13 protein-coding genes are annotated in these 19,619 nt (G+C 44.4%); 8 read left to right on the top strand and 5 right to left on the bottom strand.

Annotation, left to right across the window (positions count from 1 at the left end):
* Positions 1-79 precede the first annotated feature (79 nt).
* The 3 genes from L9Q39_RS02350 to tkt all read right to left on the bottom strand — a co-directional run bounded on the left by L9Q39_RS02350 (position 80) and on the right by tkt (position 4,549).
* Entirely contained in the window at positions 80-1,243 is a 1,164-nt protein-coding gene (locus tag L9Q39_RS02350; protein WP_237483519.1) for a phosphoglycerate kinase, read from the bottom strand.
* A gap of 151 nt (positions 1,244-1,394) precedes the next feature.
* Positions 1,395-2,417 (bottom strand): erythrose-4-phosphate dehydrogenase, encoded by a 1,023-nt coding sequence (gene epd, locus L9Q39_RS02345; protein ID WP_237483518.1) that lies wholly within the window; start codon positions 2,415-2,417, stop codon positions 1,395-1,397.
* A gap of 134 nt (positions 2,418-2,551) precedes the next feature.
* Complete coding sequence (gene tkt, locus L9Q39_RS02340; RefSeq protein WP_237483517.1) at positions 2,552-4,549, bottom strand: transketolase; 1,998 nt, start codon at positions 4,547-4,549, stop codon at positions 2,552-2,554.
* A gap of 405 nt (positions 4,550-4,954) precedes the next feature.
* On the opposite strand from tkt, the gene metK reads away from it, so the two are divergent.
* From metK to ruvX, 8 genes are all read left to right on the top strand, one after another.
* On the top strand, positions 4,955-6,109 hold the full coding sequence (metK, locus tag L9Q39_RS02335) for a methionine adenosyltransferase (protein WP_237483516.1): 1,155 nt from the start codon (positions 4,955-4,957) through the stop codon (positions 6,107-6,109).
* 383 nt (positions 6,110-6,492) lie between these two features.
* On the top strand, positions 6,493-7,287 hold the full coding sequence (locus L9Q39_RS02330) for a DUF2189 domain-containing protein (protein ID WP_237483515.1): 795 nt from the start codon (positions 6,493-6,495) through the stop codon (positions 7,285-7,287).
* A gap of 94 nt (positions 7,288-7,381) precedes the next feature.
* Complete coding sequence (locus tag L9Q39_RS02325; RefSeq protein ID WP_290369110.1) at positions 7,382-7,891, top strand: SprT family zinc-dependent metalloprotease; 510 nt, start codon at positions 7,382-7,384, stop codon at positions 7,889-7,891.
* Between the two features lie 113 nt (positions 7,892-8,004).
* Complete coding sequence (locus L9Q39_RS02320; protein ID WP_237483552.1) at positions 8,005-8,679, top strand: endonuclease; 675 nt, start codon at positions 8,005-8,007, stop codon at positions 8,677-8,679.
* 95 nt (positions 8,680-8,774) lie between these two features.
* Positions 8,775-9,506 (top strand): 16S rRNA (uracil(1498)-N(3))-methyltransferase, encoded by a 732-nt coding sequence (rsmE, locus tag L9Q39_RS02315; RefSeq protein WP_237483514.1) that lies wholly within the window; start codon positions 8,775-8,777, stop codon positions 9,504-9,506.
* A gap of 27 nt (positions 9,507-9,533) precedes the next feature.
* The gene (gene gshB / locus L9Q39_RS02310; RefSeq protein ID WP_237483513.1) at positions 9,534-10,481 is read left to right on the top strand and encodes a glutathione synthase; all 948 of its coding nucleotides are present in this window, start codon (positions 9,534-9,536) and stop codon (positions 10,479-10,481) included.
* Between the two features lie 18 nt (positions 10,482-10,499).
* Positions 10,500-11,069: a YqgE/AlgH family protein gene (locus L9Q39_RS02305; protein ID WP_237483512.1), complete on the top strand. Its 570-nt coding sequence runs from the start codon at positions 10,500-10,502 to the stop codon at positions 11,067-11,069.
* Between the two features lie 25 nt (positions 11,070-11,094).
* The gene (ruvX, locus tag L9Q39_RS02300) at positions 11,095-11,520 is read left to right on the top strand and encodes a Holliday junction resolvase RuvX (protein ID WP_237483511.1); all 426 of its coding nucleotides are present in this window, start codon (positions 11,095-11,097) and stop codon (positions 11,518-11,520) included.
* An 80-nt stretch (positions 11,521-11,600) separates the two neighbouring features.
* On the opposite strand, the gene L9Q39_RS02295 is transcribed toward ruvX, so the two are convergent.
* Together L9Q39_RS02295 and L9Q39_RS02290 are read right to left on the bottom strand one after the other, a co-directional pair.
* Positions 11,601-12,413: an ankyrin repeat domain-containing protein gene (locus tag L9Q39_RS02295; RefSeq protein WP_237483510.1), complete on the bottom strand. Its 813-nt coding sequence runs from the start codon at positions 12,411-12,413 to the stop codon at positions 11,601-11,603.
* A gap of 14 nt (positions 12,414-12,427) precedes the next feature.
* Positions 12,428-19,615 (bottom strand): Tle-like phospholipase domain-containing protein, encoded by a 7,188-nt coding sequence (locus L9Q39_RS02290; protein WP_237483509.1) that lies wholly within the window; start codon positions 19,613-19,615, stop codon positions 12,428-12,430.
* Positions 19,616-19,619 lie beyond the last annotated feature (4 nt).

The following is a 19,619-nucleotide window of genomic DNA, read 5'->3' as shown; positions in this document are numbered from 1 at the left end:
GCTAACACGGCATCATTGCCAAACTGCCTATTGCAGTACAAACAAAAGCGGGCAATGCCCGCTTCAAAGAAAAGGATGATTAAGCCTTAGCACGCTCTTCAAGCATAGCTACCGCTGGAAGTACTTTACCTTCAACAAACTCAAGGAATGCACCGCCGCCAGTAGAGATGTAAGACACATCAGCTTTAATACCAAACTTATCGATTGCTGCTAGTGTGTCACCACCACCTGCAACAGAGAAGCCTTCAGATTCAGCGATCGCTTTTGAAATGCCCTCAGTACCCGCTTCGAAGTTCTTGAATTCGAATACACCTACAGGACCGTTCCATAGAATAGTTTTAGCATCTTTTAGGATTTTCGCCAATTCTGCCGTTGAGTCAGGACCAAGGTCGAAAATCATGTCGTCGTCTTGAACTTCAGATACGTGTTTGATTTCCGCTTCTGCGTTCTCATCGAATGCTTTTGCACAAGCAACGTCTGTTGCGACTGGAATTGCACACTCATCCATAAGTTTCTTAGCAGTACCTACAAGGTCTGCTTCATATAGAGATTTACCTACGTTGTGACCCGCAGCTGCAATAAAGGTGTTAGCAATACCGCCACCAACCACAAGTTGGTCAGCAATTTTAGATAGAGACTCAAGAACCGTCAGTTTAGTCGATACTTTAGAACCACCTACGATAGCAACCATTGGACGAGCAGGCTTGTCCATTGCTTTACCTAGTGCGTCTAGTTCGTTAGCCAGTAGTGGACCTGCGCAAGCAACAGCTGCGTGCATACCAACACCGTGAGTAGAAGCTTGAGCACGGTGAGCCGTACCAAATGCGTCCATGACGAATACGTCACATAGTGCTGCGTACTTCTTAGAAAGGGCTTCTTCGTTCTTTTTCTCACCTTCGTTGAAACGAACGTTTTCAAGAACAACCAACTCACCAGCGTTTAATTCAAGACCGTCTAGGTAATCTTTTGCTAGCTTAACTTCACACTCTAGTGCATCGTTTAGATAGTTCACTACAGGTTGTAGAGAGAACTCTTCCGCGTACTCGCCTTCAGTTGGACGACCTAGATGAGACGTTACCATCACTTTAGCGCCCGCTGCTAGGCAGTGCTTGATAGTTGGTAGAGACGCAAGGATACGAGCGTCAGAAGTTACTTTACCGTCTTTTACAGGTACGTTTAGATCAGCACGGATGAATACGCGTTTACCTGCTAGTTCCAGGTCAGTCATCTTGATTACAGACATTTTTAGTCCTCTCAACTAAATTAACAATGTTTTTGAAAACTCGGCATCTTGCCAAGTCTAAGAATTCATAAACTACTTACTATTTTGAGCGATTATGGATTAATTTCAACCCTCAAAATTAATCTTTGCCTAACGACATCTCAATTTTTGCTTAAAAAGCATGCATGGCGAGAGCCGTATCCAACATTCGGTTGGCAAATCCCCATTCGTTATCGCACCAAACCAGCATTTTAACCAGCTTGCCATCACTCACTCGGGTTTGAGTACCATCGACGATCGCACTGTGTGGATCATGGTTAAAGTCCGTGGAAACAAGCGGCGCTTCAGTATAGTCAACAATGCCGCATAATGTACACCGAGATGCGTCAACAATGGTTTGATTTACGTCATTAACTTTTACTTTGGTTTTAATGGTGACGCTTAAATCCATAGCGGTGACATTAATGGTCGGCACTCTAACAGAGATCGCTTCAAACTTATTGGAAAACTTAGGAAAAATCCGTTCAATCCCTTTGTGCAACTTAGTATCAACGGGAATGATCGATTGGCTCGCGGCACGGGTTCTTCGTAGGTCATTGTGGTACGCATCGATGACTTGCTGATCGTTCATGGCTGAATGAATCGTGGTAATGGTGCCTGACTCAATACCGAAAGCGTCATCTAAGGTTTGAATAATCGGCACAATACAGTTGGTGGTGCAAGAGCCATTGGAGACGATTTTATGATCCGCTTGTAGTGTCTGATGATTAACGCCGTAAATGATAGTGTTATCTAAATCATGACCACCTGGATGAGAAAACAGTACCTTGTTAGCGCCCGCCTCAATATGCTGCAAGCCATCATCGCGACTGCCAAATACACCGGTACAATCAAGAACGATATCCACATCCAGATCGCGCCAAGGAAGTAGAGCAATATCCGATAAGTGTAGGATTCGCATTGCATCACTGCGACCATCTTGATGCTGAATATACAGGTGCTCTTGATCGTGGCTGACCTTGTAGGCAAAACGCCCGTGGCTAGTATCGTATTGCAATAAGTGCGACATCGCCTCTGGTTGAGCTAGCTCATTGATAGCAACCACTTGGATTTGCTCGTTCTTACCACTTTCATAAATCGCTCGAACCACACTTCGCCCGATACGGCCAAAACCATTAATGGCAACCTTCAACATCTCTTGTCATTCCGTTTTATCTATCCTGCTTCGCATACTAGCGGATCATTAAGGGCAGGCTCAAGGTGGAAACAAAAAAAGCCGAGATGCTTTTCACATCTCGGCTTTCACTGATTTCAGTGTCGTTGTTTCGCTTAAGCGAGTAACTCTTTCGCTGTCGCAACCACATTTTCAGTGGTGAAGCCAAACATCTTGAACAATTCACCCGCTGGAGCAGATTCACCGAACGTCGTCATGCCGATGATCTTACCGCCAAAGCCAACGTACTTGTACCAGTAATCCGCAATACCTGCTTCCACAGCAATACGCTTAGTCACGGCTGCTGGAAGTACCGCTTCACGGTAAGCATCATCTTGAGCATCAAACACGTTGGTTGATGGCATCGAAACCACGCGAACTTTGTGACCTGCAGCCGTCAGTTCTTGGTAAGCATTCACTGTCAGCTCAACTTCAGAACCTGTCGCAATCAAGATAAGCTCTGGCGCACCGTCACAGTCTTTCAGGATGTAACCACCCTTGGCAACGTTCGCTAGCTGCTCTGCGTCACGATCTTGCTGAGCAAGGTTTTGACGAGAGAAAATCAACGATGTTGGACCATCTTTACGCTCGATAGCATGTTTCCACGCAATCGCAGACTCAACTTGGTCACATGGACGCCATGTGCTCATGTTTGGCGTTACGCGCAGAGAAGCGATCTGCTCAACGGGTTGGTGCGTTGGACCATCTTCACCCAGACCGATAGAGTCGTGAGTGTAAACTTGGATGTTCTGAACTTTCATCAGAGCAGCCATACGCATTGCGTTACGTGCATATTCCATGAACATAAGGAAAGTCGCACCGTAAGGAACAAAGCCACCGTGTAGCGCAATACCGTTAATAATGGCTGTCATACCAAATTCACGCACACCGTAGTGAATGTAGTTGCCAGATGCATCATCTGCCGTCAATGACTTAGAGCCAGACCACATTGTTAGGTTAGATGGCGCAAGGTCAGCAGAGCCGCCCATAAACTCAGGAAGCATCTTACCAAAAGCTTCTAGTGCATTTTGTGATGCTTTACGTGAAGCAATGTTGGCAGGGTTTGCTTGCAGATCTTCAATGATCTTGCTGGTTTCCGCTTCCCACTGTGCTGGTAGCTCGCCATTGACGCGACGCTTAAACTCAGCAGCCAGCTCTGGGTAAGCCGCTTCATAAGCAGCAAGCTTCTCGTTCCATGCCGCTTCTTTTGTTTGACCAGCTTCTTTGGCATCCCACTCAGCATAGATATCTGCTGGGATTTCGAAAGGACCGTGTTCCCAACCAAGGAATTCACGCGCCGCTTTGATCTCGTCGTGGCCGAGTGGTGCACCGTGACAGTCGTGAGAACCCGCTTTGTTTGGAGAACCAAAACCGATAATCGTTTTAGTACAGATAAGTGTTGGCTTACCTGTTTCTGCTTTAGCAGCTTGGATCGCAGCTTCAATCGCTTGAGGATCGTGACCATCAACCGCAGGAATCACATGCCAGCCGTAAGACTCAAAACGCTTAGGTGTATCGTCAGTAAACCAGCCTTCTACTTCACCATCGATTGAGATGCCGTTGTCATCCCAGAACGCGATCAGCTTACCAAGACCAAGCGTACCAGCAAGTGAACACGCCTCGTGAGAGATACCTTCCATCAAACAACCATCACCCATAAAGACATAAGTGAAGTGGTCAACGATGTCGTGGCCTTCTTTGTTAAACTGAGCCGCTAGAGATTTTTCAGCTAATGCCATACCAACCGCGTTGGTAACACCTTGACCAAGAGGACCTGTTGTCGTCTCGATGCCTGGAGCATAGCCGTACTCAGGGTGACCTGGCGTTTTAGAGTGCAGTTGACGGAAGTTTTTCAAATCGTCAATTGATAGCTCGTAGCCTGCTAGGTGAAGCAGAGAATAAATCAGCATCGAACCATGACCATTTGACAGAACAAAGCGGTCTCGGTCAGCCCAGTTTGGGTTAGTTGGGTTGTGATTTAAATGAGAACGCCAAAGAACTTCGGCGATATCAGCCATACCCATAGGTGCACCTGGGTGACCTGAGTTAGCTTGTTGAACACCATCCATGCTAAGAGCACGAATTGCATTTGCGAGTTGTTTACGAGAAGACATGTCTGCTCCTGAGTGCATTAAGCGAAATCCAAGTTTTTCTTTGCTGATCGATTATTCAGCGCCGAGTATTGTCGCAAAGCCCTAGAGTGTGCGCAAACTTTTTGTACCCTAACTGCCTCATTCGAGAGATAAAGCGGGTAGATAATCAGCAGCAAGCTAACATTTTGGTCACTTTTGCTAAGGTTACAAGGCGCAAGGTGCATTTTTGATTTAGCTATAGAGCAAACGTTTGGCTATAAGATAAAAGCAATTTGCTCGTAAGATAGAGCAAAAATCACTTGCTTATCAGACATCCATGACTAGAATAGACGTCTAGATGTAGATACACCTACAACATATATTGAATTTCCCTGAAGTGAGCCTTGGATAATCGGCTTACTCAAACAACCTTTTATTGGAGCTCCCATGGCTAAGCACCTGTTTACTTCTGAATCCGTTTCAGAGGGACATCCGGATAAAATCGCTGACCAAATTTCAGACGCAGTACTAGACGCCATTCTTGAACAAGATCCTAAAGCGCGTGTTGCTTGTGAAACTTACGTTAAGACTGGCATGGTCATGGTCGGTGGTGAAATCACCACATCAGCGTGGGTAGATATCGAAGAATTAACTCGCGAAACAGTCCGTGAAATCGGCTATGTTCACTCTGATATGGGTTTCGATGCTGATTCTTGTGCCGTTCTAAACACCATCGGTAAGCAGTCTCCAGACATCAACCAAGGTGTTGATAAGTCCGATCCAAAAGAGCAAGGCGCCGGTGACCAAGGTATCATGTTCGGTTACGCAACAAACGAAACCGAAATCCTGATGCCAGCGCCAATCACTTACTCTCACCGCCTAGTTCAAAAACAAGCGGAAGTGCGCAAGAACGGCACGCTACCATGGTTGCGCCCAGATGCTAAATCTCAGGTGACCTTCCAGTACGACCAAGGCAAGATCGTTGGTATTGATGCAGTGGTACTCTCGACTCAACACTGTGACTCTATCTCTACGCCAGAACTGCGTGAAGCGGTTATGGAAGAGATCATCAAGCCAGTGCTTCCATCAGAGTGGATCAACAAAGAGACTAACTTCTTTATTAACCCAACCGGTCGTTTCGTTATCGGCGGTCCTATGGGTGACTGTGGTCTAACCGGTCGTAAGATCATCGTTGATACCTACGGCGGTGCAGCTCGTCACGGTGGCGGTGCGTTCTCTGGTAAAGATCCATCAAAAGTAGACCGTAGTGCGGCATACGCTGCACGTTATGTAGCAAAGAATATCGTTGCTGCAGGTCTAGCTGACCGTTGTGAAATCCAGCTTTCATACGCTATCGGTGTAGCGGATCCAACCTCTATCATGGTTGAGACATTCGGTACTGAAAAAGTATCACAGGACATCATTATCGAAGCAGTACGTCAGCACTTCGACCTACGCCCTTACGGCCTACAAGAGATGCTAAATCTTCTTCAACCTATTTATAAGAAGACGGCTGCTTACGGTCACTTCGGTCGCGAAGAGTTCCCTTGGGAAGCGACGGACAAAGCCGCTATTCTGCGTGAATTTGCTGGTCTGAAGTAAGCCTTGCGGGTGACTGACTGATTCATCCGTCTAAGTCATCTTCAAACAAGTCATCTTCGAATAAGCAATATCTTTAAAAAAGCTCTCAGACTATCTGAGAGCTTTTTGTTTTTTATAACCAAAGTAAATTCAATGTTCTAAATTAAATCAGAGCTTGGTACCACCTAATACAACCGGTTCACACCTACTACATCAAACCAATGAAACATTGTGTTTTCTGACAACTAGGTCAATAGTTATTGAGCGGGGACTAAGCCATTCGCCTGTTGACGACTGACTTTCCGCCAATAGAAAAAACCTTTTTGAAGTACACGATGACCTCAATGGTCGTCTTACTTCGTACAAATTTTTTAATTGCCAGTTTGTCTCATCAGGGAGGAATTATGCCTCGAACTGTACACACTGAAGACTTCCAGCGTACGACTCAAGTCAAAGACACTGAATACGCTAGAACGATTCCATGTCGAAAGGTATCCATTTCAGCACCGCTTCATTGGTTAGCATTAGGGTTAAATGATTTCATTCGCATGCCTATTATTAGCGCATTTTATGGACTCTGCTTCACTGCCGCGGCCGTTGCCATTGTGCAACTTGTTCAGTGGCAAGGTACTCACCTCGTCATAATGCCAAGCCTTGTGGTTTACATGCTGATCGGTCCTTTTCTGGCTCTCGGGTTATATGATGCGTCTTGGGAACGAGAAAAGGGTCATAAGCCGAGTCTACTGCACTCAATGAAAGCGATTGGGCGCAATTCCACCTCGCAATGGGCGTTTGCTGTGATACTGGTGGTTGCGATGATTTTCTGGATGAGGATTGCCGCGCTTCTGCATGCTCTGTACCCGTCGGTTCAAGGCGCGCCACTGATTGACTTTGCACCGTTCCTTATCATCGGCTCAGCGGTGGGCGCTGTCATTGCGGCGCTTATTTTTGGCATTTCCGCGTTCTCTATCCCATTGATGATGGAGCGAAGAGTGGACGTTATGACGGCCGTCTTCACCAGTTTCAACGCCGTGAGTCAAAACAAACCTGCGATGATTGTTTGGGCATTTATTATCTGCGCCGGTATTTTGGTCGGCTTCGCGACCTTTGGACTCGGAATGATCGTCGTAATGCCCATCTTAGGGTATGGCACTTGGCACGCTTATCACGAAACCATTTACAAGAAACACCACCCATAAATATTCCCCGACGCCACACCACTCAAGACGTTCTCTTTTGAGTGGTGTGGGTATACAATGCAGCTCTACGTGAGTTTTTATTAGTGGTTTCTCCTTGCAACACCGTTTATCTCCTTCACTCAAGCAGCAGGCTCAGCAAGCGCTTGATGATTGCATGCTACAAGCACAGCACTATTTCTCTCGATCATTCCCGAAACCGAGTTTGAGGTTTGACTTACGTGGCAAAGCGGCGGGCAAGGCGTATCTACAGATTTGGGAAATTCGGTTAAACCCCGTTTTATTTGCCGAAAACCCTGACGCATTTCTCACTCAAGTTATCGCACACGAAGCGGCCCATCTGATCACCTACGCCTGTTTTGGACGAGTAAAGCCGCACGGAAAAGAGTGGCGCGCAGTCATGCAACAAGTCTTCTCGGTTTCTGCCAACACCACCCACAGCATGAACATCCGCTCCGTTCAAGGTAAAACCTTTGAATATGTGTGTGGCTGTCGCAGTACATCCATGACCATTCGTCGTCATAACAAGGTGGAACGTGGGCAGGCAAATTACCGCTGTGTCAGTTGCGGGCAAAACCTCACATTTACGGGTAAACAACTCACCTAATCCCCTCCCCCGAGTAGCTTGTCTATTTAATGTGATCTACACTGGACAACTTAATACTTTTCTAAGACTTTTTGATGTTCCGTATTGCCCCCTTTTTACCCGCTATTGGGCTGATGCTACTGCCCTCTGTTGCCGTTTCTGCACCACCAAGTAGCTTCAGCAAGGCAAAGAAAATTGCCGTCACCATTTATCAAGACCATCCAAAATCCTTCTATTGCGATTGCGATATTGAATGGAATGGCAAGAAAGGCTTACCTAAACTCGAGTCTTGTGGCTATAAAGTCCGTAAACAGCTAAAACGAGCCAGTCGTATTGAGTGGGAGCATGTGGTTCCTGCATGGCAATTTGGTCATCAACGCCAGTGCTGGCAAAACGGTGGTCGCAAGAATTGCAGCAAAAATGATAAGACTTTTCGCTTGATGGAAGCGGATCTGCATAACCTGACACCGACGATTGGTGAGGTCAATGGCGATCGCTCCAACTACCATTTCTCACAATGGAATGGAGTGGACGGTGTCAGCTATGGTCAGTGTGAAATGCAGGTTAACTTTAAGCAGCGACGTGCCATGCCTCCAGAGCGTGCCCGAGGCGCGATTGCTCGCACCTATCTCTACATGAGCCAAGAGTATGGTTTTGCGCTTTCTAAACAACAGACGCAGCTCATGAAAGCATGGGATAAAACCTATCCTGTGAATGCGTGGGAATGCACAAGAGACCAACGAATCAGCCTCCAACAAGGCAACCATAACCCTTTCGTTTTACAAGCCTGCCAAAATCGCTCACTGTGATAAAATTAACGCCTGCAAGCCCTTGTATTTTTTAGGGCTTGCATCCATCTTATACACTTAAGTTATCTCAACGCCTTATCTATTTGGACAAACCTATGCGCATACCTCGTATTTATCACCCGACTCCTATCGACTCATTAGGCTCCTTGCCGCTAAGTGATGATGCGGCTGGACACATTGGTCGAGTGTTACGTATGAAAGAGGGGCAAGAGCTGGTGTTATTCGACGGTTCTGGTTTTGAATTTCCTGCCACCATCTCAGAGGTCAGCAAGAAAACGGTCGAAGTCACGATCAACGATAAAGTAGCAAACAGTATTGAATCCCCACTGAACCTGCACCTTGGACAAGTGGTTTCCCGTGGTGACAAGATGGAATTTACCATCCAAAAATCGGTTGAATTGGGCGTAAATACCATTACTCCACTGATTTCCGAGCGCTGCGGAGTCAAACTTGATGCCAAGCGTTTCGAGAAAAAAATGCAACAGTGGCAAAAAATAGCCATTAGCGCGTGTGAACAGTGCGGTCGCAACAGCGTGCCAGTCATTCGCCCTATCATGTCACTGGAACAGTGGTGTGCCGAGCCCTCAGAGGCTCTCAAGCTCAATCTGCACCCAAGAGCAAAATACTCTATCAATACCCTCCCTGAACCAGTCGAAAAAGTCAGACTGCTGATTGGTCCAGAGGGCGGACTATCTCAAACCGAAATTGAGATGACGGAACAATATCAATTTGAAGAAACCCTATTAGGCCCGCGAGTTCTCAGAACAGAAACCGCAGCACTCACAGCGATCACTGCACTGCAAGTTCGCTTTGGTGATCTGGGCTAAGACGACTTGGGTTAACTGGAGAAAACTATGATCAAACTTGGCATCGTGATGGATCCCATCTCATCCATCAATATTAAAAAAGACTCAAGCTTTGCCATGATGCTGGAAGCACAGCGTCGTGGCTACCAAATTCACTATATGGAGATGGATGATCTTCACCTTGATCAAGGTGTGGCGGTAGCGGATACCAAAGTGGTTTCGCTAAAAGAAGATCCTGCCGACTGGTATCGTTTTGAGTCAGAGCAAACCATTAAGCTCAGTGAACTCGATGCGGTATTGATGCGTAAAGATCCCCCTTTCGACACCGAGTATATCTATGCCACGTATATCTTGGAACGTGCTGAAGATGAAGGAACGCTGATCGTCAACAAGCCACAAAGCCTACGTGACTGTAACGAAAAGCTGTTTACTGCTTGGTTCCCAGAACTAACGCCAACCACCATCGTGACGCGGAAAGCTGAAAAAATTAAACAATTTCAGCAGCAACACGGTGATGTGATCCTTAAGCCACTTGATGGCATGGGTGGCGCGTCGATTTTCCGTGTTAAACAGGGCGATCCAAACGTATCGGTGATCATCGAAACCTTAACCAACCACGGCAACAACTACGCCATGGCTCAGACGTTTGTTCCAGACATTAGTAACGGTGACAAACGCATCTTAGTGGTCGACGGTGAACCAATGCCATACTGCCTAGCGCGTATTCCGGCTAAAGGCGAAACTCGTGGCAACCTAGCTGCGGGCGGTCGTGGTGAAGCTCGTCCATTAAGTGAGACAGATAAACAGATCGCAGAAACTGTCGCTCCCATTCTGAAGCAGAAAGGGTTAATATTTGTAGGTCTGGATGTCATTGGTGACAAGCTTACCGAAATCAACGTCACTAGCCCTACCTGCATTAGAGAAATAGAGGCAGCCTTTGACATCTCGATTACTGGTAAATTAATGGACGCAATCGAGCGCCGTTTGCAAAAGTAATTGAGAAAGGGGACCGCTATGAATCTAGTTAACCATTTTCTTGTCGCGATGCCGGGGATGAATGATCCCTATTTTCAGCGCAGTGTTATCTATATGTGTGAGCACAACGACGAGGGAGCAATGGGCATTATGATCAATACGCCTATTGATGTCACCGTCGCCAATATGCTTAAACAGGTTCAAGTGGATCTGCCCGTTTCTACCACGATTAGACACAGTAAAAGCCTCGAAGAACCGGTGTTAAACGGCGGACCCGTTGCCGAGGACAGAGGCTTTATCCTGCACAACCCAAAAGATAACTACCAATCGAGTATCCAAATCACTGACCGTGTCTCTGTCACGACCTCAAAAGACATTTTAGCGGTGCTAGGGACAGATGCCCAACCGGACAACTATTTAGTGGCGCTGGGTTATGCAGGTTGGAGCGCGGGGCAACTGGAAGCCGAATTAGCGGAAAACTCTTGGCTAACCGTAGAAGCAGACCCTAACATTATCTTCGAAACCCCCGTTGAGCAACGTTGGAGCCGAGCCGTCACCATGTTAGGTATTGATGTAGCGCAGCTCTCTTCTCAAGTCGGACACGCATAACCCTTTACACAGATAAGACATCAATATGAGTTCAAGAACCATCATTGCTTTCGATTTTGGCACCAAAAGCATTGGTAGCGCCATCGGTCAAGATATCACCGGAACCGCCAACCCTTTAAAAGCATTCAAGGCCAAAGATGGCATTCCCAATTGGGATGACATAGAAGCGACTCTTAAGGAGTGGCAACCTGACCTTTTGGTCGTTGGACAGCCTGCCGACCTCCACGGTAAAGAGCTAGAGCGTATCACTGCGGCAGCAAAGAAATTTGCCAACCGACTGCATGGTCGTTTTGGTCTGCCGGTGGAACTGCACGATGAGCGCCTCTCCACCACCCAAGCCCGTGAGGATCTCTTTAGCATGGGAGGCTATAAAGCGCTGACCAAAGGTAATGTGGATTGTCAGTCTGCGGTAGTCATTTTGGAGAGTTGGTTTGAGGCACAGTGGGGGTAAAAGGCGACTGAATCGACTAGCAAGATTATCTTACACAAGGCACCGTCAATACAGATACCCTATTATCAGTTGAACCTACTTTACTCTACATATTCGCCTTCTAGCTCTTTTTGCTTATTTTCTATCAATTGGATTATCTGCTTTAGTTCTTCAGAAGGTCGCTCTAGCATACTATTTAGATCCTTTGCGGCTTGTGCCACAGGAACGCCCCAGTTTTTATCCATTTGGTAGATATCCGCGCCCATTTCCACAAGCATCGCAAAGCTATCGACGTGCTCAACATATAAGGCAAATATTAAGGGCGAATTCCCAAACAGCTCGCCAGCTAATAGATCGTCTGCATAAACAGAGGTATCCGCGCCATACTCTATCAATACTCTTATTGCCTCGGCATTGTCGACTAGAACAGCACTAAATAGCGGGGTCTCTCCCAATACCAAATCCTTTATATTGGGGTCTCCGCCATACCTTAGCACGAGTTCCAACAGGGCTGTACTTTCCAATACGGCTGCTGCATGGATTACTGACCCGCCACTTTTAAATTGCACATTAGGGTTAGCCCCTTGTTTAAGCAAATATTCGAAAGAGTCTTTGTTCAATAGTGCACAAAATAGTATTGTTGCATTGCTCGTTCCGAGCGTGTTTATATCCACACCTTGGGAGATTAGACGCTCTAATTCACTAATATCTCCATTTTGAGCAGCTACAGCCGTACGCCTAACCATTGGGTCAGTAAACATCGTTTCTACCGACATAAAATATACGCTGGTCGCTTTTAAATTATTGACCGATTTTCTATATACAGGATCAAGATAATAGATCATGCTTTTATTGCATCCAGCCAATAATTGTAAGATAACCACAAAGAAAATTTTATAGATAAGACTTTTCATTTCACTTCCAATTACTATTCAAATTTTTTTCTAAAACTGCTTAAGCCATGTACGCCCGCATAGCCGACATTTATGGTATTACCTCTCAGTCTAGTCGGAGTCATTGCATTTAAAGTTCGAATGCCATCTTCGCCACTAAAATAATTATTAACCGACCACCCATCTCTAACTACACCTTCTATAGTATTGTTATGGACACCAGCTGAATTGATTGTGACCGCTTTATTTGCCGAAGCAATGGCCGCTACGGTAGCCAACCCTCCTCCCAACGAGTGTCCCGCGAATGTGATATCTTGTCCTATGTAAGCCCGACCTATGGCAACTGCCCGTGTATATTGAGCAGTTGTTAAACCTACTGCTTGAGCTACATTCGCCTTCCAATCATTGATATCAGTAATTTGAGTTCCGGCAAAAACGATTACCTTTTCACTTGTGGCAATGTGAGTAAAAATACCATATTGCAGTCCGTTATATTCAACAAAAACCTTACCAACGAATCCATTTGACTCAGTAAAATTGGGGTCGTAGACACCTTCGATCAAGCCCCCATATCTGTTGATCTCATAACGGATATCTTGGTAGCCCTTATACGTTAGACCTCTTACATATCTACTAACTGTTTTCCACCGCAAATAATCCCTTTCGTCATCCGAGATATTAAATCCAAATAGAGACTTTAAGCCAATATACAAGTCTAAAATACCTCGGTCAGTAACCGGTCTTCCCGTATCTCTACTGTTTCCATTACGTGCTCTATAACCTTCTCTTTTTAGATCTTGAGGCCCACCTAGATCAATACTATCTCTCCCTGCTATAGCACTGCCCTGACTGTCTGAATCTTCTATATGCCTAAACCCCGTCGGATCTGTATACTTATTAGGGTTATTCAAAACATATGAGTAACGATTAAAATTATTCGTAGTCAAAGGAGATTGAATAACCGGATCAGGACTTAAAAACCGACCTAACTCAGCATCATACACCCGACCATTCATATGAATCAGACCCACTTCTTCAATATGTTCATGCCCAGTATAACCGCGATTGGTTATCAACTCTTGAACAAAGCTAGTCTCCCATGTAACTTCACGCTCATTCCCCCAAATATCATAACTGCGACGCTCAACAACGTCACCATAGCCATTCGTGATAAGGTCCACTGACTCTAACGCATCATAATGCAGATAACGGGTCTGTTTATTGCTCAGTTCATTATCGGCATCCATATGCTGTGAGTTAAGTGCAATCAACTTTCCTTCAGCATAAATAAAATGCTTGTGGGTCACTTCTCCGGTGAGGGTATCCTGTTCACGTTCATACACTTTGTTAAAGTAAAAAGTGCTCAATCCTGAACTCGATTGTTTTAGATATCGGTTGTGATTCGCGTCGTAAGAAAACTCTGCGCTTTGCCCATCACGGGATAAAAATTCTGGCTTATTGAATTCGCTCCAAACAACCGTTCTTTCAATGGCTCCTGTGGCTTGATTCACCGCTTTAGTTAAATTTCCCGCCTTATCGTAACTATAATCAAGACCATTAGCACTCGACACGGCATAAGGGCTATCAGCATAGTTTAACTCGCCAATATCACTTTTTAGGACTAGATTACCCGTTAAGTCGTACTGGTAACTACCGCTTTGCAGTGTTGGGTTGTTTAAACCATGCTGTAAGTTATCATCCAGTGTAACCTTATTGCCGATAACACGATCAAGACCATCAAAGGTATAATCATCCTGTATACCAAGTATCGAATCGTATCTACGCGTGACATTATTATTGACATCATATCGATAGGATAAGGAACGAACCAAGTTGGGGGAATTTAGACCGAGTTGTTGACCGGCACCTAGTTCACCTGCTTTGTGAGTGGTTATTAAATCCGGGCGACCAGTACGAGCATTATGTCGATAGCTATTAACCAGTCCATTTCCAAGCATCTCCGATAGTGTATGACCATAGGCGTCGGTTTCACGTCGTTGCCAATAATAGACATAAGCGGGGTCAGCCATAGAATCTTCTAGCTCAGACTGAGTCAAAATTAAATTGAGCTGCTCTGCCTGACTTTGAGATTTGTTATTCTCACACTGCACGCGTTGATCGTCGATCAAGGCTCCGCCAAGTTGATTCGCCGCTTCACAATATAAGCCACTCACCTCGATGACGGCTTGCGAATACTCAATCAGCGTATCGGCAATTTGAGTGGCGGAATGATAGTTTGTCGTTGCCACGATGGCGGCTTCGACGTAATCATGCCGAGCCTTGATTAAATGTTGATACGTCTCATCGTCTAACTCCAGATAAGAACTGGATAAATAGAGCTGTCCTTGCTCATCCTCTGCAACATACAGAGTACTCGCCTCCAACAAATTCTGTTGCTCATATTCGTCCAAAGTAACGGCTACTAAATTGCCAGAATATTGAGTGACGCCCCGTTCATTGACTGAGCCATTATGGTCTAAACGATAGATGACACCCTCTTCCGACGGCACCTGACTCACTACAGAACCATAGAAATCACTGACCAACCAAACCGTTGGTCGTAAATAGCATTCACGAGCGTCATTACATTGTTGAATATAGCTTTGTTGGTTTTCTAATAGGCGCTGTGATGCGGCATCAAGAGCGTACTCAACCCCAATTAAATTGGTATACTCGGTTGCCTTTTGTTCAAAGTAAGTCTGTTGCAGCCAAAATTCTTCGGCTAGTGTGAGATATTGATTGGCTTGCTCTAACGTCTCTTCGAGAAGTGTTTTAATGTCTTGACGGAACTTCGCACTCGTGAACACTTTATCGGCATAGGTTTTGGGGCTTCTGATGGCTGAAATATAGCCATATGGATTATAGATATACTCTACCGCTAATCGGTTTTGTGGATTGTCTCCTGCTGAGGAGGCAAGTTCACCATTGCCATTTGGACGCACTTCTCTGGTTAATCGCTCGTAGTCATCATACTCATATTCAACCACAAACGCTTCACCTTCAAAGGATTTAGTCTCTTGGGCCACTTGTCCGACATCGTTGTATTGATATGTCGTTTTAAGCCCACCGCCTTCGACTGCCGTTAATAAACCTGTCGATTGACCATACTCCCATGATGATGTTCGCTCTCCTTCTGTGGCTGACAATTTGCGTCCCAATTTGTCATAGTCAATGGTCGTAACAATGCCATTCGCATCGGTTTTGTTAATTAACTTTCCAAGCGCATCATATTCGTAATGCCATTGACCTAAACTTGGGTCATCCAGTAAGGTACGGTGCCCAAAGACGTCATAGCGAATATGCGTTTCATTGCCAGTAGAGTCGATTGAATGTCTTAACAAGCCATTGGGATAGTATTTGTACAACTGATATGGCGTCTGTTTTCCCCTCTCAGGTGTGCTGACTAATGGTTCAGTTTTCTTGATAACATGGCCGAGCACATTATAGGTAGCAGTATGCACATGACCTTTTGCATCCACTTTGGACACTTGTCCATTGGCATAACGCGTTGAAGTAATCGTACTGACCGTTGCATCACTTGCTGCTGGTTCAACCTTAAGTACTTCTCGACCAAGAGTGTCATAATTAAAAGAGACAACCGGAGCCGGTGTTGTGACTGACAAAAACTGAGGTCGTGAAATTGTCGTTATACGTCCAAGTAGATCAATCTCGGTATCTTTTACAATCCATTGACCATCGAAGCCTTGATGCGCTTGCCTCAGTTCTCCTCCATTACTGTTATAGAAGGTCACCACCTCGCCTTTATCCGGTGAGTATGTACGTTGGCAAGTTACCCCTAGCTCTGGGGAGGGAATGTTAAAATGTGTTTCGCAATATTGTGCGGTAAAGTACTCAAAATCAACGAGGTTGAGACGTTTTTTCCCTGGATTAATCTGCCTTGTTAGGCGTTGGAAATCATCATAGGTATAACTAGTTTCTCTGTTGGTTGCCAAGTTAACTTCACTGGTCAGTTGGCCAAAATTATTATATTGATAAAGGAATGCGTGCCCTAGTGCATTGGTCATCTTTTCGATATGCAGACCTTTGTGGTCATAGAGATATTGAGTCGTACTCGATGATAAACCGCTCCCCGACATTTCAACCTGTGCAATATTGCCATATTGGTCATAAGCGTAGCGATGTTTGAGTTCTTTGTTTGCTCCAGTGTCGGCACCAAGGCTTTCTGATTCGACTATGTTACCTGTTTTTGTATCACTAATGAGCAACCCTGATGCGCTATAAGTGTACGTGTTAGTCGTTTGATTCTGAAGGCGAGTGTCTAGATCGACTATCGATCTGCTAGCTAAAGTAATAGCACCACGTTTCCAAAAGTCATCAGGGGATGCGTCGAGTTGTTGCTCGTTTACTCGATATGTATAGTCGTTCGTTATATTAAACTGACCACTGTGTTCATAACCACCGGTTATGACCTCAGTTGTTGATGTCGGCAAACCAATATCGTTTAGTGTTTGAGTAATAGTAGATTGCTTTTCTAACGAACCCGTGTATGGATCATACTCTTTGGTTAGGGTTTTATTATTATATGCATAGTAGTAATCCCCACTGTCACCAGAGTTAACCTTCACTTCGTAACTAAAGTCGAGTTGCTTGTAAACACTAAGCTCCTCAGATAAGTCATTATACTTTTCTATTGTCGTAGCACTGGGCAATCCAATCAGGTGTTCATTGTCTTGATTAAAATTGGTGGTGATTACCTCGTATACTTTTTTATTTGCCACCTTTGTTTCTTTAATTTCCTCAAAACCGAGAAAACCATGTCCATTCATTGAGTGCTTAGCACCACCATAGCTAAACTTTGAATATAGATTTTTATAATCACCCGCTTGTGGTGTGATTTTTTGAATCAATGACACTACATTTTTTACTGGTGTAAATTTGACATTAGGAAAGCTAAACGGCGCTTGATATTCATAGTCTGCGGCGTATTCATTAGCTCTGCTTGAAACCGAAACATAACGCAGTTTATATAGGTTTTTATGCTCTTGAATTTGTTCTACCTTGGTAACGCCTTGATAGTTTACATTCCCTTTATGGTAAGCATTCCTTCTTACTGTTATCACATTATCTTTAAGTGACAACAAAGAGGGGGCAGTATTGCTGTCCAAATCCAAAAAACGAATTTCATCATCTTTATTCGATATTGCATCGTACTCATAGACACTTGGTGTAAATGTGTAGTTCATTTGATTCAAGTATAATTGTTTACCATCAAATATATCGACAAAACCATCACCATTCACATCATATAAAGTAAATAGCTGATGGGTATCGTTTGTAGTGTCTGTAAACTCATATCCTTGAACACCAAACCATCTATTCTCGCTATAGTATTCATGCCCCTCATCGTCATAGTAAGTATTCCGTTCCGTAGTATCTATCAACTGCCCATGGTCCATATTTTTCACTGTAGCTTCTATGGGAGCATCTAAATATTCATTACCATCAAATGGATAAATTCGAACGATATTATCTTTGGATTTAGTTATAATATCTTGATACCCATCTCCATTGATATCGGCAAATCTAATCAATTCAAACTCTGCCAGTGATAGCTCTTTTTCTTCATCTACATTACCTGAAAAAGCGTAGTAAAGTGTTTTGAAATCATTCGATTTTAAACGTAAGTAATCATCTCTGCCATCGCCATTAATATCAACAGTTATCGAGTCACCACCTTTATCGTCAATTAAAGTATCAAAACCATCGCCATTAAAATCACCGGATAAATGTTTTGGGTGGTGTGGTATTAGTGTATAGCCACCTATATAGTCATCTTGCTCACCAGGCAACGTGTGATTTTCTAAGTATTGATTTATCTTATCAAGGCTAGGGCGATATGAAGGTAATAATCCACCTCCAACAACTTGACTACTGTCGCTGGAACAAACCATTTTATCATGTCTTGAACCCCATGGTTCAAGAGAGCATGTGGTTACACTTGTATTGAAAACTTGCGGTCCCTCTAAACTATACGCTGTTCGTTTGTGGTAAGTACCCTTGGAACCTACGCTTTCCCAGTATGTATATTGGTGCCAATATTGCGTTTCTAATTCAAGGTTACCTTCATTGCCTTTTAATGCATACCCTCCATGACCATACCCTTCCTTACCCTTAGTGATAGTAGTACCATCTAGTTGCTTAATTGAATAACCACGCCCAACCTCAAATAAAGAGTCAATTTTTTCATAATTACCAAAGTGTTGATATCGACCATCTCTATTAACATCAATAAAGTCTAAAGAGGCCCCTTCTAATTGATAGGTATAGTCATCAAAATAACTGGTTTCTGTCTGACCAGTCCAACTAAAATGTATTGGTGTACTACACTCAAAACTTGCAGAACAATAGGATAACGACTCCAAACGATTAAGAGGCGTCTGCCCTGAAGAAATGGCATAACTGAAGCGATAAGATCCAATTTCACTTTCATTATTACCAAATAAAGTAATCTTATCGACAACTCGATAAATATGATATTTTTTATCCCCTAGGATGTAATGGTAGAAATTATCCTCTGGTCGGGACTTTTTATATGAAAAACTGACTTTCCCACCAACGTATTCTATGTCTGACACATAGATATCACCTTTCACCGTCTGGTAGTTATAAAATATACTATTGTCAGATATATCTTTGTCTTGGCTAATACTCCACTTAACGATACCACCATTTGACAGTGCTAATTTGGAGTCTTCTGTATTGCCATACTCTTTAACCGAACCATCTAAAGCCCATACTTTGAAGTATTCTGGACCGGATTTTCCGTATGATATAATCCTTTCAGTACCGTTTTTCTCTAAACGGTACTCCGCACCATCCGCGCCATCTTCACCACTGATAGCAATTAGACGTTCACCATCTAAGCAATATCGATCTTCTTCATCAAGGTTAACTCCGCCCCACTGACCATCGATTGGCAAATTTTTCCCACAGCGATAGATAGAAGAAATACCGTTAATTCGAAAGCCAAGGCCCAGGCTGCTCACTCCTGCATCACTCCGATATTTAATCTCTAAGCTCGGTACGTGATTATTTCTTCCTTTGGGTAGGTTGATTGGAAGACTATATTCAGCTTGTCCCCCGACAACTTCCATCTCCCCTTTAAGTATCATCGACTCATCGATGGTCATCGCTGAGGAAAAAAATGCGCATAGGAAACCGAGACCTCCAATAAGGCCTTTAATATTATTGATCGTTATCATTGGT

It is taken from the genome of Vibrio hippocampi, assembly GCF_921292975.1.
Classification (GTDB): Bacteria; Pseudomonadota; Gammaproteobacteria; order Enterobacterales; family Vibrionaceae; genus Vibrio; species Vibrio hippocampi.
Note: the sequence above shows the minus strand (reverse complement) of the source record. Positions and strands in the feature narration are given on the sequence as shown.

Coding starts and splice junctions, on each gene's coding strand:
- L9Q39_RS02330 (WP_237483515.1), top strand. CDS start 6,493: ATGCCTCGAACTGTACACACTGAAGACTTCCAGCGTACGACTCAAGTC.
- L9Q39_RS02350 (WP_237483519.1), bottom strand. CDS start 1,243: ATGTCTGTAATCAAGATGACTGACCTGGAACTAGCAGGTAAACGCGTA.
- L9Q39_RS02290 (WP_237483509.1), bottom strand. CDS start 19,615: ATGATAACGATCAATAATATTAAAGGCCTTATTGGAGGTCTCGGTTTC.
- L9Q39_RS02320 (WP_237483552.1), top strand. CDS start 8,005: ATGCTACTGCCCTCTGTTGCCGTTTCTGCACCACCAAGTAGCTTCAGC.
- tkt (WP_237483517.1), bottom strand. CDS start 4,549: ATGTCTTCTCGTAAACAACTCGCAAATGCAATTCGTGCTCTTAGCATG.
- metK (WP_237483516.1), top strand. CDS start 4,955: ATGGCTAAGCACCTGTTTACTTCTGAATCCGTTTCAGAGGGACATCCG.
- epd (WP_237483518.1), bottom strand. CDS start 2,417: ATGTTGAAGGTTGCCATTAATGGTTTTGGCCGTATCGGGCGAAGTGTG.
- rsmE (WP_237483514.1), top strand. CDS start 8,775: ATGCGCATACCTCGTATTTATCACCCGACTCCTATCGACTCATTAGGC.
- ruvX (WP_237483511.1), top strand. CDS start 11,095: ATGAGTTCAAGAACCATCATTGCTTTCGATTTTGGCACCAAAAGCATT.
- L9Q39_RS02305 (WP_237483512.1), top strand. CDS start 10,500: ATGAATCTAGTTAACCATTTTCTTGTCGCGATGCCGGGGATGAATGAT.
- gshB (WP_237483513.1), top strand. CDS start 9,534: ATGATCAAACTTGGCATCGTGATGGATCCCATCTCATCCATCAATATT.
- L9Q39_RS02295 (WP_237483510.1), bottom strand. CDS start 12,413: ATGAAAAGTCTTATCTATAAAATTTTCTTTGTGGTTATCTTACAATTA.